The following is a 14359-nucleotide window of genomic DNA, read 5'->3' as shown; positions in this document are numbered from 1 at the left end:
GGATTTTTAGTGAGTATTCGACCTCTTTTCGCTGCCCTGGCCGTTCTGGCTCTGGCGGGTTGTGCAGCCGATCCGGCGCCGAATGAACAAATACGCCTGACCGAGCAGGCGCTCGAACAAGCCAAAGCCGTAGGCGCCACCGCCGCCGACGTGCCGGAACTCAAACTGGCCGAAGACAAGTTTTCCCGTGCCCAGGGCGACATGACCGATCAGTCCTATAAGCATGCGCGCATGCGGGCCGAGCAGGCCGAACTGGACGCGCGTCTGGCCGAAGCCAAGGTGCTGACCCTCAAGAGCGAGGAGCAGCTGAATGTGCTCAATACCCGCATCACTCGCCTGCGCAAGCAACTGGGAGATGCCCAATGAGCTTCAAGTCCAAAGTACTCGGAGGATTGATCCTCGCAGGTTGCGCAAGCCTTTACGGCTGCGCAGGCCAACACAGCGAGACTGCATTGCAGCAGGCCGGGACTGACTTCCAAAAGGTCAAGGAAGACTCCAATGTGCTGCGAATCGCGCCCAAGGACGTGATTCGTGCCGGTGAATCCCTGGCCCGTGCTGATCGTCTTTCCAGCTACTGGGGCAGCGGCTCGGATGTGGTGCATTACGCCTACCTGAGCCAGCGCTACAGCGAAATCGCCCGTGAGCACACCAATCAGGTGCTCAACGAAGAGCGCGCGGCGAAGCTCGAACTGGAACGTCAGCGTCTGCAACTGGCTCTGCGCGAGTCCAAATTGCTCAGCGTGCAGCAGCAGGGCAAGTGGCTCGAAGAACAGATTGTCGCTCTGGCAACCACCCAGACCGACCGTGGTCTGGTGATGACGCTGGGTGATGTGCTGTTCGACACCGGCGAAGCGGAGCTGAAGACTTCGGCGAACCGCGTGGTGCTTAAGATTGTGCAATTCCTGCAGCTTAATCCCAAGCGCGTGGTCCGCATCGAGGGCTATACCGACAGCACGGGTGGCAAGCACGACAACCTCAAGCTGTCCCGCGACCGTGCGCAATCGGTGGCGGACGTGCTGATGGACCTGGGGATCGACGACAAACGTATAAAAGTCGAAGGCTACGGCGATGAATACCCGGTGGACGTGAACGCTTCCGAGCGTGGTCGCGCGCAGAACCGTCGGGTGGAAATTGTGTTCTCCGACGAAAAAGGCCAGCTCGGCGCCACCCGCTAAGGGCTGCGTTACTGGAAAACCCGGCCTGCCTGTCAGCGCCGGGTTTTTTTGCGCCTGCCAATTGCCTCTCAAAACAGTACAGTTTTTGCTGACACTGCACTGTACGGTCGACTATTGTGGCAACTGTCCCAGTACACTTCTAAACTGTTCCGGTATTGTTTCACACAAGAATAAAATGCCCGTGAAATCGAGTGCTGCGTCATGACCAATCTTTTGCTCTACCAACGTATTGCTCAGCAACTGGCCGAAGACATCCGCCGTGGTGTCTATCAACCGGGGGAACGCGTGCCTTCGGTACGCAAGATGAGCTCGCAGCTCAACGTCAGCCATGCGACTGTTTTGCAGGCTTATGCCAATCTCGAGGATCAAGGGCTGATCCGCGCACGACCGCAGTCGGGTTACTACGTGCACCAGACCCCGGCCCTGACGGCGCCAACGCCGGACATCGCCCGGGTCGAGCGGCCCGGTCTGGTCACCCGCAGCAGCATCATTCAGCAAGTGTTGGTGGAATCCCGCCGCGAGGGCGTTTTCCCCTTGGGCGCGGCCGTGCCCAGCGTCGATTATCTGCCGGTCCGCGCCTTGCATCAGCAATTGGCCAAGGTCACCCGTTTCCATAGCCCGCGTGCCTTCAGTTACATGTTCAGCCCCGGTTTTGAACCGTTGCGCCGACAGGTGGCGATCCGCATGCGTGATGCCGGCGTGGTGGTTGATCCGTCCGAAGTGGTGATCACCCACGGCTGTGTCGATGCATTGCAGATGTCTCTTCGTGTGCTGACCCGTCCGGGCGACCTGATCGCCGCCGAATCGCCGACTTATTATGGTTTGCTGCAACTGGCCGACCTGCTGGGCCTCAAAGTCATCGAGATCCCCAGCGACCCGGCGACCGGGATGAGCCTCGAAGCCCTGCAATTGGCAGCCAATCAGTGGTCGATAAAGGCGCTGGTACTGACCACGCGTCTGAGTAATCCACTGGGCGGCACCATGCCCGAAGAGCGGCAGAAACAACTGCTGCGCCTGGCCTCGGATTTCGATATCCAGATCGTTGAAGACGATATCTACGGCGAGTTGATGTTCGAACAAGGCCGGACCAAATCGCTAAAGGCCTACGACCGGCTGGATCGGGTTATTTATTGCTCGAGCTTCTCCAAGACCCTGTCGCCGGGTGTGCGGATTGGCTGGATGATTGCCGGCAAATACCAGCAAGAGATTCAGCGTTTGCAGACGTTCAGCACGCATTCGGCGTGCAGCGTCACCCAGATGGGTATCGCGGCCTATCTGGAAAACGGTGGATACGATCGTCACTTGCGCTACATCCGGCAGGAGTACCGTAAAAATCTCAGCGCCTTCCAGTTGGCCGTGCAGCAATATTTCCCGGAAGGCACGCAGATGACCCGGCCGACCGGCGGCTTCATTCTGTGGGTCAGCCTGCCGGGGCGGGTCAACACTCAGGAACTGCATGTGCGTGCGTTGCAGCAGGGCATCAGTATCGCGCCGGGGCTGATTTTCAGTAACACCGAGCAGTTCAATCACTGCATTCGCCTGAACTGTGGAACGCCCTGGAACCGTGAAGCCGAGCGGGCATTGATGACGTTGGGAATGTTGGCGACTCAGCTGTGTCAGGAGACGGCCAGCGGTTTCTGACAAGCACGTCGGTCGTTTCGTACACGTGCTTGTCATGTTGCGTACAACAGGCGAGCATATGGCCCTCTGTCGTTAGCGTCGTTGGGTCCATGAAACCGTTTTTTCCTGCCGCCTGCCTATCGATCTGCCTCTTCTTGACCGTTAATGCCCAAGGCGTTATGGCGGCTTCGACTCCGGAAAAACCGGCAGCCAGCGTCACCTCGAAAAAAACAGCACCCGTCAAGAAAGCCGAGGCGGTCAAAAAGAATGCCGCGCCGGCCAAAAAGAAACCGGCGGTGCTGAAAAAACGTCCGCCGATTGCTTCCAAGTCGAAACCGGCCAGCGAAGTCGTGAAAACCCAGTTGCCTTCCGCCGATCTGGACCTGAGCCTGCCTAAAGACATGGTCGAAGAGCTGAAACCGGTCGGAACGGTCCCTTTGCCACGGCGCGACGCCGTATTGCCGCAGATGTTCGGTGACAAGAACAGTCAGTTTCAGCTCAACGGACGGCTGCTCAGCAACGAAATGCAGTTGCAACTGCGCAATGAGGAACGTCGGGACGTCGAAGGCGCAGCGCTGGATTTCGAGTTCAAACAGTAAATCTTCGCTGATTGGTGACCCGCGACCCAGACGCTTTGTCGGAGACTGGTCAGTCACATCCGTTTGAGCGCAAAAACCCCGGTCCAGGTAATTTTAAACAGCTGTTTTAGCGGTTACTCTGTGCCCCGTCCATTAACACATCGCCCGTCGAGAGGAGCTTGTCGTCATGAAATGCCGTGAAGGCTGTGGCGCCTGTTGCATTGCCCCTTCCATCAGTTCACCGATTCCCGGCATGCCCAATGGCAAAGTCGCTGGCGAACGTTGCGTTCAACTGTCTGTCGATAACCTGTGCAGTATTTTCGGCGATCCACAGCGTCCTGCCGTGTGTTCGGCGTTTGAAGCCGACGTCGAAGTCTGCGGAAGCAGCGGTGACGAAGCGATCAAGTTGCTGGGATGGTGGGAGCAAATGACGGCCGCGTGATGTGTTCTACGAACGGAACTTCAACAATAAGGAATAAGACTATGGGTTCACTGCATCGTATGGCTGTGCTGTGTGGTTTGACGGTTGTGCTGGCAACCACCGCCGCACAGGCCGAAGACTGGAAAGTCGCCAAGAATGAAGGCGGCATCAAGGTGTCCCTGAGTGAAGTGGCCGGTTCCGATTACAAGGCCTACCAGGGTGTTACCCTGATGAAAACCACCATGGCCAAATTGCGCGCACTGCAGGAAGACGTAGCAGGCGCCTGCGCCTGGATTCACGAGTGCAAAATGCAGAAGCTGCTCAAGCACGAAGGCGATCAGAGCTGGACCTACACCCAGTTCAATACCCCGTGGCCGGTGACCCCGCGTGATTCGGTGCTGCATATCACCACCACCGAAGGCGCCGACGGCAGCCTGACCCGCAAGCTCGAAGGCGTGCCGAAGTACATTCCGGAAGAAAAAGGTTTCGTGCGAGTCACCAAGATCGACGGTTTCTGGAAGTTCGTCCCCAAGGGTGACCAGATCGAAGTGACCTACCAGGTGCACACTGAGCCAGGCGGCAGCATCCCATCGATGGTCGCCAACAAGTTCGTGGTCGATGCGCCGTTCAACACCCTGAAAGCCCTGAAGGAACGCGCAGAGAAATAAGCGCGCTGTTTCATAGAACGCCCCGACTGTTCGGGGCGTTTGTTTTTGCGATTATTTTGTTTCCAGATATACGTTGCACGAAATTTTCACAATGCCTCCAAGACAATTCGCCCGCGTCAGCATGCCGGGCACTAATCAATGGCAATGCTGCGGGTGATCGTGCAACATTTGCGCACCGCGCAAGCCCCGGGGCCGAGAACTGGCCAACAGAGGGCAGGGCGCCGCTTTATTTTTGAAACTTCAACTTCCAATGGGTCCTAAAACGACATGGCAAACCCGGACGCCCTGAGTCAGCAGCGAGCTTCTAGTCGCCTGCTGCAACCGACCGTCAAATCGCACCTGGCCTACACGCTGCTGTGCGCCTTGGTCATGATGGTCATGTTCAGCCTGCTGCGCGTTGCGCTGCTGGTCTACAACCGCGAAATGATCCAGGATTCACCAGCCTCGACCTTTATCGAGGCGTTCGCCAATGGTCTGCGTTTCGACCTGCGCCTGGTGGTCTACCTCTGCATTCCGCTGATACTGGCACTGTTCAGCGCCCGGGCCATGGCCGCTCGCGGGTTCTTCCGCTTCTGGCTGACCATCGCCTCGAGCATCGCGCTGTTCCTCGGCCTGATGGAGATGGATTTCTACCGTGAGTTCCACCAGCGCCTCAATGGCCTGGTCTTCCAGTACGTGAAGGAAGATCCGAAAACCGTGATGAGCATGCTCTGGTACGGGTTTCCTGTGGTTCGCTACCTGCTGGCCTGGGCTTTCGGCACGTTGATCCTGACCCTCGCGTTCAAGGGCGCCGACCGCGCGACCCGTCCTCGCGGTCCGTTCAGTGGCGGCAGCATCGGTACACGTCAGATCGCCCCGTGGTATACGCGAAGCGTCGTGTTCGTGGTTTGCCTGCTGGTCTGCGTGGTCGCCGCTCGTGGCACCCTGCGTCAGGGCCCGCCGATGCGTTGGGGTGACGTCTACACCACCGACTCGAACTTCGCCAACCAGTTGGGCCTCAACGGCACCTTGTCGCTGATCGCGGCGGCCAAGAGCCGGATGTCCGAAGATCGCGACAACATCTGGAAAGCCACGGTGGAACAGCCAGTGGCTCAGCAGACCGTCCGCGATATGTTGCTGACCCCAAGCGACAAACTGGTGGATGGGGAAACCGCCGCCGTGCGTCGTAACTACTCTCCGGCCGCTGAAAAAACCCTGCCGATCAAGAACGTCGTTGTGATCCTGATGGAAAGCTTTGCCGGTCACTCGGTGGGCGCGCTGGGTCGTCCGGGTAACGTCACGCCGTACTTTGACAAGCTGTCGAAAGAAGGCCTGTTGTTCGACCGCTTCTTCTCCAACGGCACCCACACCCACCAGGGCATGTTCGCCACCATGGCCTGCTTCCCGAACCTGCCGGGTTTCGAATACCTGATGCAGACCCCGGAAGGCAGCCACAAACTGTCCGGCCTGCCACAGTTGCTCAGCGCCCGTGAATACGACGATGTGTACGTCTACAACGGCGACTTCGCCTGGGACAACCAGTCGGGTTTCTTCAGCAACCAGGGCATGACCAACTTCATCGGGCGTAACGACTTCGTCAACCCGGTGTTCTCCGACCCGACCTGGGGCGTGTCCGACCAGGACATGTTCAACCGTGGTTTGGAAGAGTTGAAAGCCCGCGACGGCAAGGACAAAAAACCGTTCTATGCTTTGCTGCAAACCCTGTCCAACCACACGCCTTACGCCTTGCCGACGCCTTTGCCGGTCGAGCGCGTGACCGATCGTGGCAGCCTCAACGAACATTTGACCGCCATGCGCTACTCCGACTGGGCGCTGGGTCAATTCTTCGAGCAGGCGCGTAAAGAGCCGTACTTCAAGGAAACCCTGTTCGTGGTGGTCGGCGACCACGGTTTCGGCAACGAGCAGCAGATCACCGAAATGGACCTGGGTCGTTTCAATGTACCGATGCTGTTGATCGGGCCGGGCGTGCAGGACAAATTTGGTCAGGTTGACCACACCGTGGGCACCCAGATCGATATCGTGCCGACCATCATGGGGCGTATCGGTGGCGACGTGATTCACCAGTGCTGGGGTCGTGACTTGCTGAACTTGCCCGAAGGCGACAAGGGCTTCGGCGTGATCAAGCCATCGGGCAGCGATCAGACCGTAGCGTTGCTGACCGCGGATCGCGTGTTGGTACTGCCTAAGGAAATGCCGCCCAAGTTGTATCAGTACGAACTGGGTGCCAACCCGAGGGGCGAACTGATTCCGGCGTCGGCTGACGAAGCGGCCCTCAAGCAAAAACTCGAGTCGTTCATCCAGACGGCCACCAAGAGCCTGATCGACAACACCGCCGGTGTGGTTGACGGCACGCCGGACTAAGTTTTCGGCGCAATAAAAAAGAGGCCCTTTTTCAAGGGCCTCTTTTTTTGCCTGTTAGATCTTTATATTTTGCCGAGTAACAGCAGGATCAACAGCACTACCAACACCACGCCGATGATACCGGACGGGCCATAACCCCAACTTCTGGAGTGTGGGAAGACCGGCAAACCACCTACCAGCAACAGGATCAGAATAACGATAAGAATTGTGCCCATGTCTATTTCCTTGTTGGAAGTGTTCTGGAATTACCCGGCGTTTAACTGTCAGCTGGAATGCAATAAACCCGAGCTGCTTACAAAATCCGACTGTCGCGAGGGCAAGAAAATTCCAAAGTTTTTTAATGTTTTTCGAAGAAAGGCTTATTTCGTTTTTTGCAGCGTTAGTTGATTCAGTCACGGTCACGGTTTGAGCGGGCCATTCAGCAATCTGATGGAGCGTGGGTCGTGCAATGTCCTTCGCTACACTCAGCGCATCTTCCCCGGAACAACAAGGCTGTTTGCTATGCAAAATCGCATGATGATCACTGGCGCGGGCTCAGGCTTAGGTCGCGAAATCGCGCTGCGCTGGGCGCGTGAAGGCTGGCAGTTGGCCTTGTCGGATGTCAGCGAGCCCGGTCTGCAGGAAACCCTTAAACTGGTTCGCGAAGCGGGTGGCGACGGTTTTATCCAGCGTTGCGATGTGCGCGATTACAGCCAGCTGACGGCCTTCGCCCAAGCGTGCGAAGAGAAGCTTGGCGGCATCGATGTCATCGTCAACAACGCCGGCGTGGCGTCGGGCGGGTTCTTCAGTGAACTGTCCCTGGAGGATTGGGACTGGCAGATCGCGATCAACCTGATGGGCGTGGTCAAGGGCTGCAAGGCCTTCCTGCCGCTGCTGGAAAAAAGCAAAGGCAAGATCATCAACATCGCGTCCATGGCTGCCCTGATGCAAGGTCCGGCCATGAGCAACTACAACGTGGCCAAGGCCGGCGTAGTGGCCCTGTCCGAAAGCCTGCTGGTCGAACTGGCGCAGCAGGAAGTGGGCGTGCATGTAGTTTGTCCGTCGTTCTTCCAGACCAACCTGCTGGATTCCTTCCGTGGCCCGACTCCGGCCATGAAAGCCCAGGTCGGCAAATTGCTGGAAAGTTCGCCGATCACCGCAACCGACATCGCCGATTACATCTACAAGCATGTCGCCGCCGGTGAATTCATGATTCTGCCCCACGAGCAGGGACGCATGGCCTGGGCGCTGAAGCAGAAAAACCCGCAACTGCTCTACAACGAAATGACCGTCATGGCCGACAAAATGCGCGCCAAAGCCAAACAAAACGCAGGCTGAACTTGCCCGTGCGCAACACCGTCGTTAGGGTGGCCGCAACGGCCATCCTCACGAGACGTCTGCATGCTCAATTACCTGTGGTTTTTCCTCGCGGCGCTGTTCGAAATCGCCGGCTGCTTCGCGTTCTGGATGTGGCTGCGCCAAGGTAAAAGCATTTGGTGGGTGATGCCGGCACTGCTCAGCCTGACGTTATTCGCGCTGTTGCTGACCCGTGTCGAGGCGACTTACGCCGGTCGGGCCTATGCCGCCTATGGGGGCATTTACATCGTCGCGTCGATCGGTTGGCTGGCGGTGGTCGAGCGGATTCGTCCCCTGGGCTCGGACTGGCTGGGTGTGGCGCTGTGCGTGATTGGCGCCAGTGTGATTCTGTTCGGCCCGCGTTTCTCTGCTTCCTGAAGGGGCAGTCAAACGATTTGTCAGACGTTTCCGTAAGGCGGGATCGTCCTGCGTTGTAGGGCGGGACTGATTTGTTGTCGTTGCATTGAAGAGCGGCTGTGCCACGGGCATCTTCAAGGGCCGGTAACCCTGAAGGATGAATGCCATGCTTGTACTCAGTCGCGTTGTGGGCGAGATGATTTCCATCGGTGACAACATTTCAGTGCGCATCATCGCCGTCAACGGAGGCAGCGTGCGCTTCGGTGTCGAAGCGCCACAAAACGTCAATGTGCATCGGGCCGAGGTCTACGATCGCATCCAGGTCAAACTGGCGAAAACCAAAGGACGCTGAACGCCTCAGTCGAACAGGTGCTTGGGCACATCGTGCTTGAGCATCAACTGGCATTGCTCGCTGTCCGGATCAAAAACGATCAGCGCCTGCCCCTTGGTCAATGCCTGGCGAACACGCAATACGCGGGTTTCAAGCGGTGTGTCGTCACCATTGTCCGTACCGTCGCGGGTCACGAAATCCTCGATCAGGCGGGTCAGGGTGTCGACTTCAAGTTGGTCGTAGGGAATCAGCATAGGCACCTCGGCTAAACAATGGCGCGATGCTACGGCGAATGATCGGTTGCGGCTAGCCCGGGACATGATTGTGGCGCCTGATACACCGCCTTCGCGGGCAAGCCTCGCTCCTACAGGTTTCGCGCATCGACACATAACCTGTAGGAGTGAGGCTTGCCCGCGAAGGCGGTGTATCAGGCGATGAAAAAGCCAGGGTCAGCTATCTGTTCGCTGCCCCACCAGACTGTCCACCGACGGCACCCGCGTATCGCTTTCCATCTGCGTGTCATGCTCGATCTGATGACTGAACCGGTCCAGCGAGCCCTTCGCCGGCTGCGCATCACTGGCAAATACCGGCGGGCTCAGAATGTAGGCGCCGAGTAGACGACTCAGCGCCGCCAGGCTATCGATGTGCGTGCGCTCGTAACCGTGAGTAGCATCGCAGCCGAAGGCGAGCAGGGCGGTGCGGATGTCGTGCCCGGCGGTGACCGCCGAATGCGCATCGCTGAAGTAATAGCGAAACAGGTCGCGGCGCACCGGCAACTCGTTTTCACTGGCCAATCTGAGCAAGTGCCGCGACAGGTGATAGTCGTAAGGTCCGCCGGAATCCTGCATCGCCACGCTCACCGCGTGTTCACTGGAGTGCTGGCCGGGCGCAACCGGCGCGATGTCGATGCCGACGAATTCGCTGACGTCCCAGGGCAAGGCGGCCGCCGCACCGCTGCCGGTTTCCTCGGTGATGGTGAACAGCGGATGACAATCGATCATCAACTCCTCGCCGCTGTCGATGATCGCCTTCATTGCCGCCAGCAGCGCCGCAACACCGGCCTTGTCGTCGAGGTGACGGGCGCTGATATGGCCGCTTTCAGTGAACTCCGGCAGCGGGTCGAAGGCGACGAAATCGCCCACGCTGATCCCCAGGGAATCGCAGTCGGCGCGTGTGGCGCAGTAAGCGTCCAGACGTAATTCGACGTGATCCCAACTGATCGGCATTTCATCCACCGCAGTGTTGAATGCGTGCCCGGAAGCCATCAGCGGTAACACGCTGCCGCGAATCACCCCGTTGTCGGTGAACAGGCTGACGCGGCTGCCCTCGGCAAAACGACTGGACCAGCAACCGACCGGGGCGAGCGTCAGGCGACCATTGTCTTTCACCGCGCGAACCGCGGCGCCGATGGTGTCGAGGTGAGCGGAGACCGCACGGTCCGGGCTGTTTTTCTTGCCCTTGAGGGTCGCGCGGATCGTGCCGCGCCGAGTCATTTCGAAGGGAATACCCAGCTCTTCGAGGCGTTCGGCAACGTACCGCACGATGGTGTCGGTGAAGCCGGTCGGGCTGGGAATGGCGAGCATTTCCAGCAGGACTTTTTGCAAGTAGTTGAGATCCGGTTCCGGGATTTTGCTGGTCATGGAAACTCCTGATGAGTAAAGAACATCGATGGTTTCGATGAAGGAAAAGTTGGGTGCCTGACCTGACGCCTTCGCGAGCAAGCTTCGCTCCTACAGGTAATACGCGTTCCTTTGTAGGAGCGAGGCTTGCCCGCGAAGGCGTCAGTCCAGACGACACATGATTAGGAAACAGCCGGCTGGCTATGCGGAAACAACAAATCCACAAACCGCTCGGCCGTCGGCTGCGGTTCATGGTTGGCCAGCCCGGCGCGTTCGTTGGCTTCGATAAACACATACGCCGGTTGGTCGGCAGCAGGCACCATCAGGTCGAGCCCGACCATGGGAATATCCAGCGCCCGCGCCGCGCGCACCGCCGCATCCACCAGGGTCGGATGCAAAATCGCTGTGACATCCTCAAGGACACCGCCGGTATGAAGATTCGCGGTACGCCTGACGAACAGATGCTCACCGGCCGGCAGAATACTGTTGTAGTCATAACCCGCCGCCTGCAGCGTGCGCTCGGTCTCATGGTCCAGCGGGATTTTGCTTTCACCGCTGGTGGCCGCCTGCCGACGCCGACTCTGCGCTTCGATCAGCGCACCGATGGAATGTTGACCATCGCCCACCACCTCGGCGGGCCGGCGAATCGCCGCGGCGACCACCTCGAAACCGATCACCACAATCCGCAAGTCGAGACCTTCGTGGAAACTTTCCAGCAGCACGCGGCTGTCGAACTGTCGGGCGGCTTCGATCGCGTGCTGGACCTCTTCGATGGTCCGCAAATCCACCGCGACGCCTTGACCTTGCTCGCCATCCAGAGGCTTCACGACCACTCGCTCGTGCTCATCGAGAAACGCCAGGTTGTCGTCGGCGTTGCCGGCCATTTGCTGCGAGGGCAGGTTCAAACCGGCGGCCTTGAGCACTTTGTGCGTCAGGCTTTTGTCTTGGCACAGGGTCATGCTGATGGCGCTGGTCAGGTCGCTCAGGGATTCGCGGCAACGCACCCGTCGCCCGCCATGACTGAGGGTGAACATCCCGGCGTCGGCGTGATCGACGTGCACATCGATGCCACGTCGATGGGCTTCCTCTACAATGATCCGCGCATACGGGTTGAACTCGGCTTCAGGCCCGGGGCCAAGAAACAGCGGCTGATTGATGCCGTTCTTGCGCTTGATGGCGAAGGTCGACAGGTTGCGAAAGCCCAGTTTGGCGTAAAGACTTTTCGCCTGCCGGTTGTCGTGCAACACCGAGAGGTCGAGGTAACTCAGGCCACGGCTCATGAAGTGTTCGATCAAATGCCGCACCAGCACTTCACCGACGCCGGGCCGCGAGCAGTGCGGATCGACCGCCAGGCACCACAGGCTGCTGCCGTTCTCTGGGTCGTTGAACGCCTTGTGATGATTGAGGCCCATCACGCTGCCAATGATTGCGCCGCTGTCCTCGTCTTCCGCCAGCCAATACACCGGGCCACCCAGGTGACGCGGGGTCAGCAAATTCGCATCAATCGGCAACATGCCGCGCGCCTGATACAACTGATTGATCGCCTGCCAGTCTGCGTCACTCTGGGCACGGCGAATGCGAAAGCCGCGAAACACCCGCGTGGCCTGACGGTAATCACTGAACCAAAGGCGCAAGGTGTCGGAAGGGTCGAGAAACAGTTGGACCGGCTCCAACCCCAGCACTTGCTGAGGCGCGGCGACATACAGGGCGATGTCGCGTTCACCGGGCTGCTCATTCAGCAGCTCCTGCGCAAGACTTGCCGGGTCGGGAAAGGTATGGCCGATCAGCAACCGGCCCCAACCGCAATGCACAGCAATCGGCGCGGCGCTGAGTTCACTGCCGTCTTCGGCCAGGCGTGCCTGCAAACGTTCATAGGAGGGCGACTGACCGCGCAACAAGCGTTGGCTATAAGCCGTGGCGTGGGGTTTCATCGATCAGATTCCTTGTTCACTGAGCCACAGGTTCAGGGCCGCCAATTGCCACAGCTTGGAGCCGCGCAACGGGGTCAACTGTCCTTGCGGATCGGTCAGCAGACGGTCAAGCATGGCCGGGTTGAACAGGCCGCGATCCTGGCTTGGATCGAGCAGCAGGTCGCGCACCCAGTTCAACGTATCGCCCTGCAAATGCTTGAGGCCCGGCACCGGAAAGTAACCTTTCTTGCGGTCAATCACTTCACTCGGAATCACCAGCCGCGCGGCTTCTTTCAAGACTTGCTTGCCGCCGTCCGGCAGTTTGAATTTGCCCGGCACCCGGGCCGACAATTCCACCAGGCGATAGTCGAGAAACGGGGTGCGCGCTTCCAGGCCCCAGGCCATGGTCATGTTGTCGACACGTTTGACTGGGTCGTCTACCAACATGATCGTGCTGTCCAGACGCAGGGCTTTATCCACCGCCGCATCGGCGCCGGGCTGTGCGAAATGCTCCTTCACGAAGTCACCGGCAGCGTCATTGGCCGTCAGCCATTTCGGTTGCACGGTGGCGGCGTAATCCTCGTAGCTGCGGTCGAAGAACGCATCGCGATAGGCTGCGTAAGGATCGGCGGCGCCATCAACTTGTGGATACCAGTGATAACCGGCGAACAACTCGTCCGCGCCCTGGCCGCTCTGCACCACTTTGCAATGCTTGGCCACTTCCCGAGACAGCAAGTAGAAGGCGATGCAGTCATGGCTGACCATCGGCTCGCTCATGGCGCGGAACGCCGCGGGCAATTGCTCGATGATCTCTTTCTCGTCGATGCGCAGTTGATGGTGCTGCGTGTTGTAGTGTTTGGCGATCAAGTCCGAATACTGGAACTCATCGCCGCGTTCACCGCCGGCATCCTGGAAACCGATGGAGAAGGTCGACAGGTTTTCCACGCCGACTTCACGCAACAGACCCACCAGCATGCTCGAATCGACACCGCCCGAAAGCAGTACGCCGACATCCACGGCCGCCCGTTGACGAATCGCCACCGCGTCGCGGGTGCTGTCGAGTACGCGGTCACGCCAGTCTTCGAGTGTCAGATTCATCTCGTCGGCGTGGGGGCCGTAGGGCAGGGTCCACCAGGTTTTCTGCTCGGTGGTGCCGTCTGCTTCGATGCGCATCCAGGTCGCGGGTGGCAGTTTTTCGATGCCGGCCAGCAAGGTGCGCGGGGCGGGAACCACCGCGTGGAAATTCAAGTAGTGATTAAGCGCCACCGGGTCGAGGATCGGGTTGATATCACCGCCCTTGAGCAGCGCCGGCAACGCCGAGGCAAAACGCAGGCGCTGGCCGGTGCGCGACAGGTACAGCGGTTTCACGCCGAGACGGTCACGCGCGATAAACAGGCGCTTGGCGTCTCGCTCCCAGATGGCGAAGGCAAACATGCCATTGAGTTTGGGCAGCAGCGCTTCGCCCCAGGCGTGATAACCCTTGAGCAGCACTTCGGTGTCGCCACCGGAATAGAAGGCATAACCGAGGCTTTCCAGTTCGGTGCGCAGTTCCGGGAAGTTGTAGATCGCGCCATTGAAGGCCAGGGACAAACCCAGTTGGTTGTCGACCATCGGCTGCGCCGAGCCGTCCGACAGGTCCATGATTTTCAGGCGACGGTGGCCCAGGGCAATCGGCCCCTGGCTGTGAAATCCCCACGCGTCAGGGCCGCGAGGGGCCAGGTGATGGGTGATTCGTTCAACGGCTGCAAGGTCCGCAGGTTGATGATCAAAGCGTAACTCGCCAGCTAATCCGCACATAAAGTCCTTACCGGTTTTTCCGTTGGGGAGGGTCAATCGATACCCGGCCAAAATGACGGGTACTCAGAAACTGACCCGGAGGGATCGTGGGAGTTTTAGATCGATAAGTAATAAGAGGGAATACGCAGGCGTGCGCCATTAACCCAAAACGGCAGGCCATGTGCGGTACATGAATAGGTTAAACAGG

Annotated in this window: 15 protein-coding genes; 10 read left to right on the top strand and 5 right to left on the bottom strand. The window is 59.0% G+C overall.

Features of this window, described 5'->3' with window-relative positions; translation table 11 throughout:
• Positions 1-9: 9 nt before the first annotated feature.
• The 7 genes from ACA051_RS21200 (at position 10) to ACA051_RS21170 (ending at position 6823) form a co-directional block, all read left to right on the top strand.
• Entirely contained in the window at positions 10-366 is a 357-nt protein-coding gene (locus ACA051_RS21200; protein ID WP_497304490.1) for a DUF4398 domain-containing protein, read from the top strand.
• Positions 363-1175 (top strand): OmpA family protein, encoded by an 813-nt coding sequence (locus tag ACA051_RS21195; RefSeq protein ID WP_497371788.1) that lies wholly within the window; start codon positions 363-365, stop codon positions 1173-1175. Before ACA051_RS21200 ends, ACA051_RS21195 begins: the two co-directional genes overlap by 4 nt.
• Before the next feature lie 201 nt (positions 1176-1376).
• Complete coding sequence (locus tag ACA051_RS21190; protein ID WP_109633782.1) at positions 1377-2816, top strand: aminotransferase-like domain-containing protein; 1440 nt, start codon at positions 1377-1379, stop codon at positions 2814-2816.
• 89 nt (positions 2817-2905) lie between these two features.
• Positions 2906-3394, top strand: coding sequence for a translation initiation factor 2 (locus ACA051_RS21185; RefSeq protein ID WP_497304487.1), 489 nt, complete (start codon positions 2906-2908; stop codon positions 3392-3394).
• A gap of 166 nt (positions 3395-3560) precedes the next feature.
• Positions 3561-3815 (top strand): YkgJ family cysteine cluster protein, encoded by a 255-nt coding sequence (locus tag ACA051_RS21180; protein ID WP_497304486.1) that lies wholly within the window; start codon positions 3561-3563, stop codon positions 3813-3815.
• A 41-nt stretch (positions 3816-3856) separates the two neighbouring features.
• Complete coding sequence (locus ACA051_RS21175) at positions 3857-4462, top strand: START domain-containing protein (RefSeq protein ID WP_497371786.1); 606 nt, start codon at positions 3857-3859, stop codon at positions 4460-4462.
• A 267-nt stretch (positions 4463-4729) separates the two neighbouring features.
• A complete protein-coding gene (locus tag ACA051_RS21170; RefSeq protein ID WP_497371784.1) occupies positions 4730-6823 on the top strand; it encodes an LTA synthase family protein in 2094 nt (697 codons plus the stop codon).
• Between the two features lie 62 nt (positions 6824-6885).
• Here ACA051_RS21170 and ACA051_RS21165 read toward each other — a convergent pair whose 3' ends face one another.
• On the bottom strand, positions 6886-7044 hold the full coding sequence (locus ACA051_RS21165) for a DUF3309 family protein (RefSeq protein ID WP_169858239.1): 159 nt from the start codon (positions 7042-7044) through the stop codon (positions 6886-6888).
• Positions 7045-7324: 280 nt separating this feature from the next.
• On the opposite strand from ACA051_RS21165, the gene ACA051_RS21160 reads away from it, so the two are divergent.
• From ACA051_RS21160 to csrA, 3 genes are all read left to right on the top strand, one after another.
• Complete coding sequence (locus ACA051_RS21160) at positions 7325-8140, top strand: SDR family oxidoreductase (RefSeq protein ID WP_497304480.1); 816 nt, start codon at positions 7325-7327, stop codon at positions 8138-8140.
• Positions 8141-8203: 63 nt separating this feature from the next.
• The gene (locus tag ACA051_RS21155; protein WP_497371782.1) at positions 8204-8536 is read left to right on the top strand and encodes a YnfA family protein; all 333 of its coding nucleotides are present in this window, start codon (positions 8204-8206) and stop codon (positions 8534-8536) included.
• 145 nt (positions 8537-8681) lie between these two features.
• A complete protein-coding gene (csrA, locus tag ACA051_RS21150; protein ID WP_403107393.1) occupies positions 8682-8867 on the top strand; it encodes a carbon storage regulator CsrA in 186 nt (61 codons plus the stop codon).
• Between the two features lie 5 nt (positions 8868-8872).
• On the opposite strand, the gene ACA051_RS21145 is transcribed toward csrA, so the two are convergent.
• The 4 genes from ACA051_RS21145 to ACA051_RS21130 form a co-directional block, all read right to left on the bottom strand.
• On the bottom strand, positions 8873-9100 hold the full coding sequence (locus ACA051_RS21145; protein WP_010461751.1) for a YheU family protein: 228 nt from the start codon (positions 9098-9100) through the stop codon (positions 8873-8875).
• 195 nt (positions 9101-9295) lie between these two features.
• On the bottom strand, positions 9296-10486 hold the full coding sequence (locus ACA051_RS21140) for an osmoprotectant NAGGN system M42 family peptidase (protein WP_109633769.1): 1191 nt from the start codon (positions 10484-10486) through the stop codon (positions 9296-9298).
• Between the two features lie 161 nt (positions 10487-10647).
• Positions 10648-12396 carry an N-acetylglutaminylglutamine synthetase gene (gene ngg, locus ACA051_RS21135; RefSeq protein WP_497371780.1) on the bottom strand — a complete coding sequence of 583 codons (1749 nt, stop codon included), beginning with the start codon at positions 12394-12396 and terminating at the stop codon, positions 10648-10650.
• Positions 12397-12399: 3 nt separating this feature from the next.
• Entirely contained in the window at positions 12400-14172 is a 1773-nt protein-coding gene (locus ACA051_RS21130; RefSeq protein WP_497304475.1) for an N-acetylglutaminylglutamine amidotransferase, read from the bottom strand.
• Positions 14173-14359: the final 187 nt, after the last annotated feature.

The sequence above is a fragment of the Pseudomonas sp. LBUM1669 genome (assembly GCF_059695705.1).
This window is presented reverse-complemented; position numbering and strand designations above follow the sequence as displayed.

Excerpts from the sequence above, each read along its gene's own strand:
- ACA051_RS21140 (WP_109633769.1), bottom strand. The coding sequence starts at position 10,486 with ATGACCAGCAAAATCCCGGAACCGGATCTCAACTACTTGCAAAAAGTC.
- ACA051_RS21185 (WP_497304487.1), top strand. The coding sequence starts at position 2,906 with ATGAAACCGTTTTTTCCTGCCGCCTGCCTATCGATCTGCCTCTTCTTG.
- ACA051_RS21155 (WP_497371782.1), top strand. The coding sequence starts at position 8,204 with ATGCTCAATTACCTGTGGTTTTTCCTCGCGGCGCTGTTCGAAATCGCC.
- ACA051_RS21190 (WP_109633782.1), top strand. The coding sequence starts at position 1,377 with ATGACCAATCTTTTGCTCTACCAACGTATTGCTCAGCAACTGGCCGAA.
- ACA051_RS21195 (WP_497371788.1), top strand. The coding sequence starts at position 363 with ATGAGCTTCAAGTCCAAAGTACTCGGAGGATTGATCCTCGCAGGTTGC.
- ACA051_RS21175 (WP_497371786.1), top strand. The coding sequence starts at position 3,857 with ATGGGTTCACTGCATCGTATGGCTGTGCTGTGTGGTTTGACGGTTGTG.
- ACA051_RS21130 (WP_497304475.1), bottom strand. The coding sequence starts at position 14,172 with ATGTGCGGATTAGCTGGCGAGTTACGCTTTGATCATCAACCTGCGGAC.
- csrA (WP_403107393.1), top strand. The coding sequence starts at position 8,682 with ATGCTTGTACTCAGTCGCGTTGTGGGCGAGATGATTTCCATCGGTGAC.
- ngg (WP_497371780.1), bottom strand. The coding sequence starts at position 12,396 with ATGAAACCCCACGCCACGGCTTATAGCCAACGCTTGTTGCGCGGTCAG.
- ACA051_RS21160 (WP_497304480.1), top strand. The coding sequence starts at position 7,325 with ATGCAAAATCGCATGATGATCACTGGCGCGGGCTCAGGCTTAGGTCGC.
- ACA051_RS21170 (WP_497371784.1), top strand. The coding sequence starts at position 4,730 with ATGGCAAACCCGGACGCCCTGAGTCAGCAGCGAGCTTCTAGTCGCCTG.
- ACA051_RS21180 (WP_497304486.1), top strand. The coding sequence starts at position 3,561 with ATGAAATGCCGTGAAGGCTGTGGCGCCTGTTGCATTGCCCCTTCCATC.
- ACA051_RS21145 (WP_010461751.1), bottom strand. The coding sequence starts at position 9,100 with ATGCTGATTCCCTACGACCAACTTGAAGTCGACACCCTGACCCGCCTG.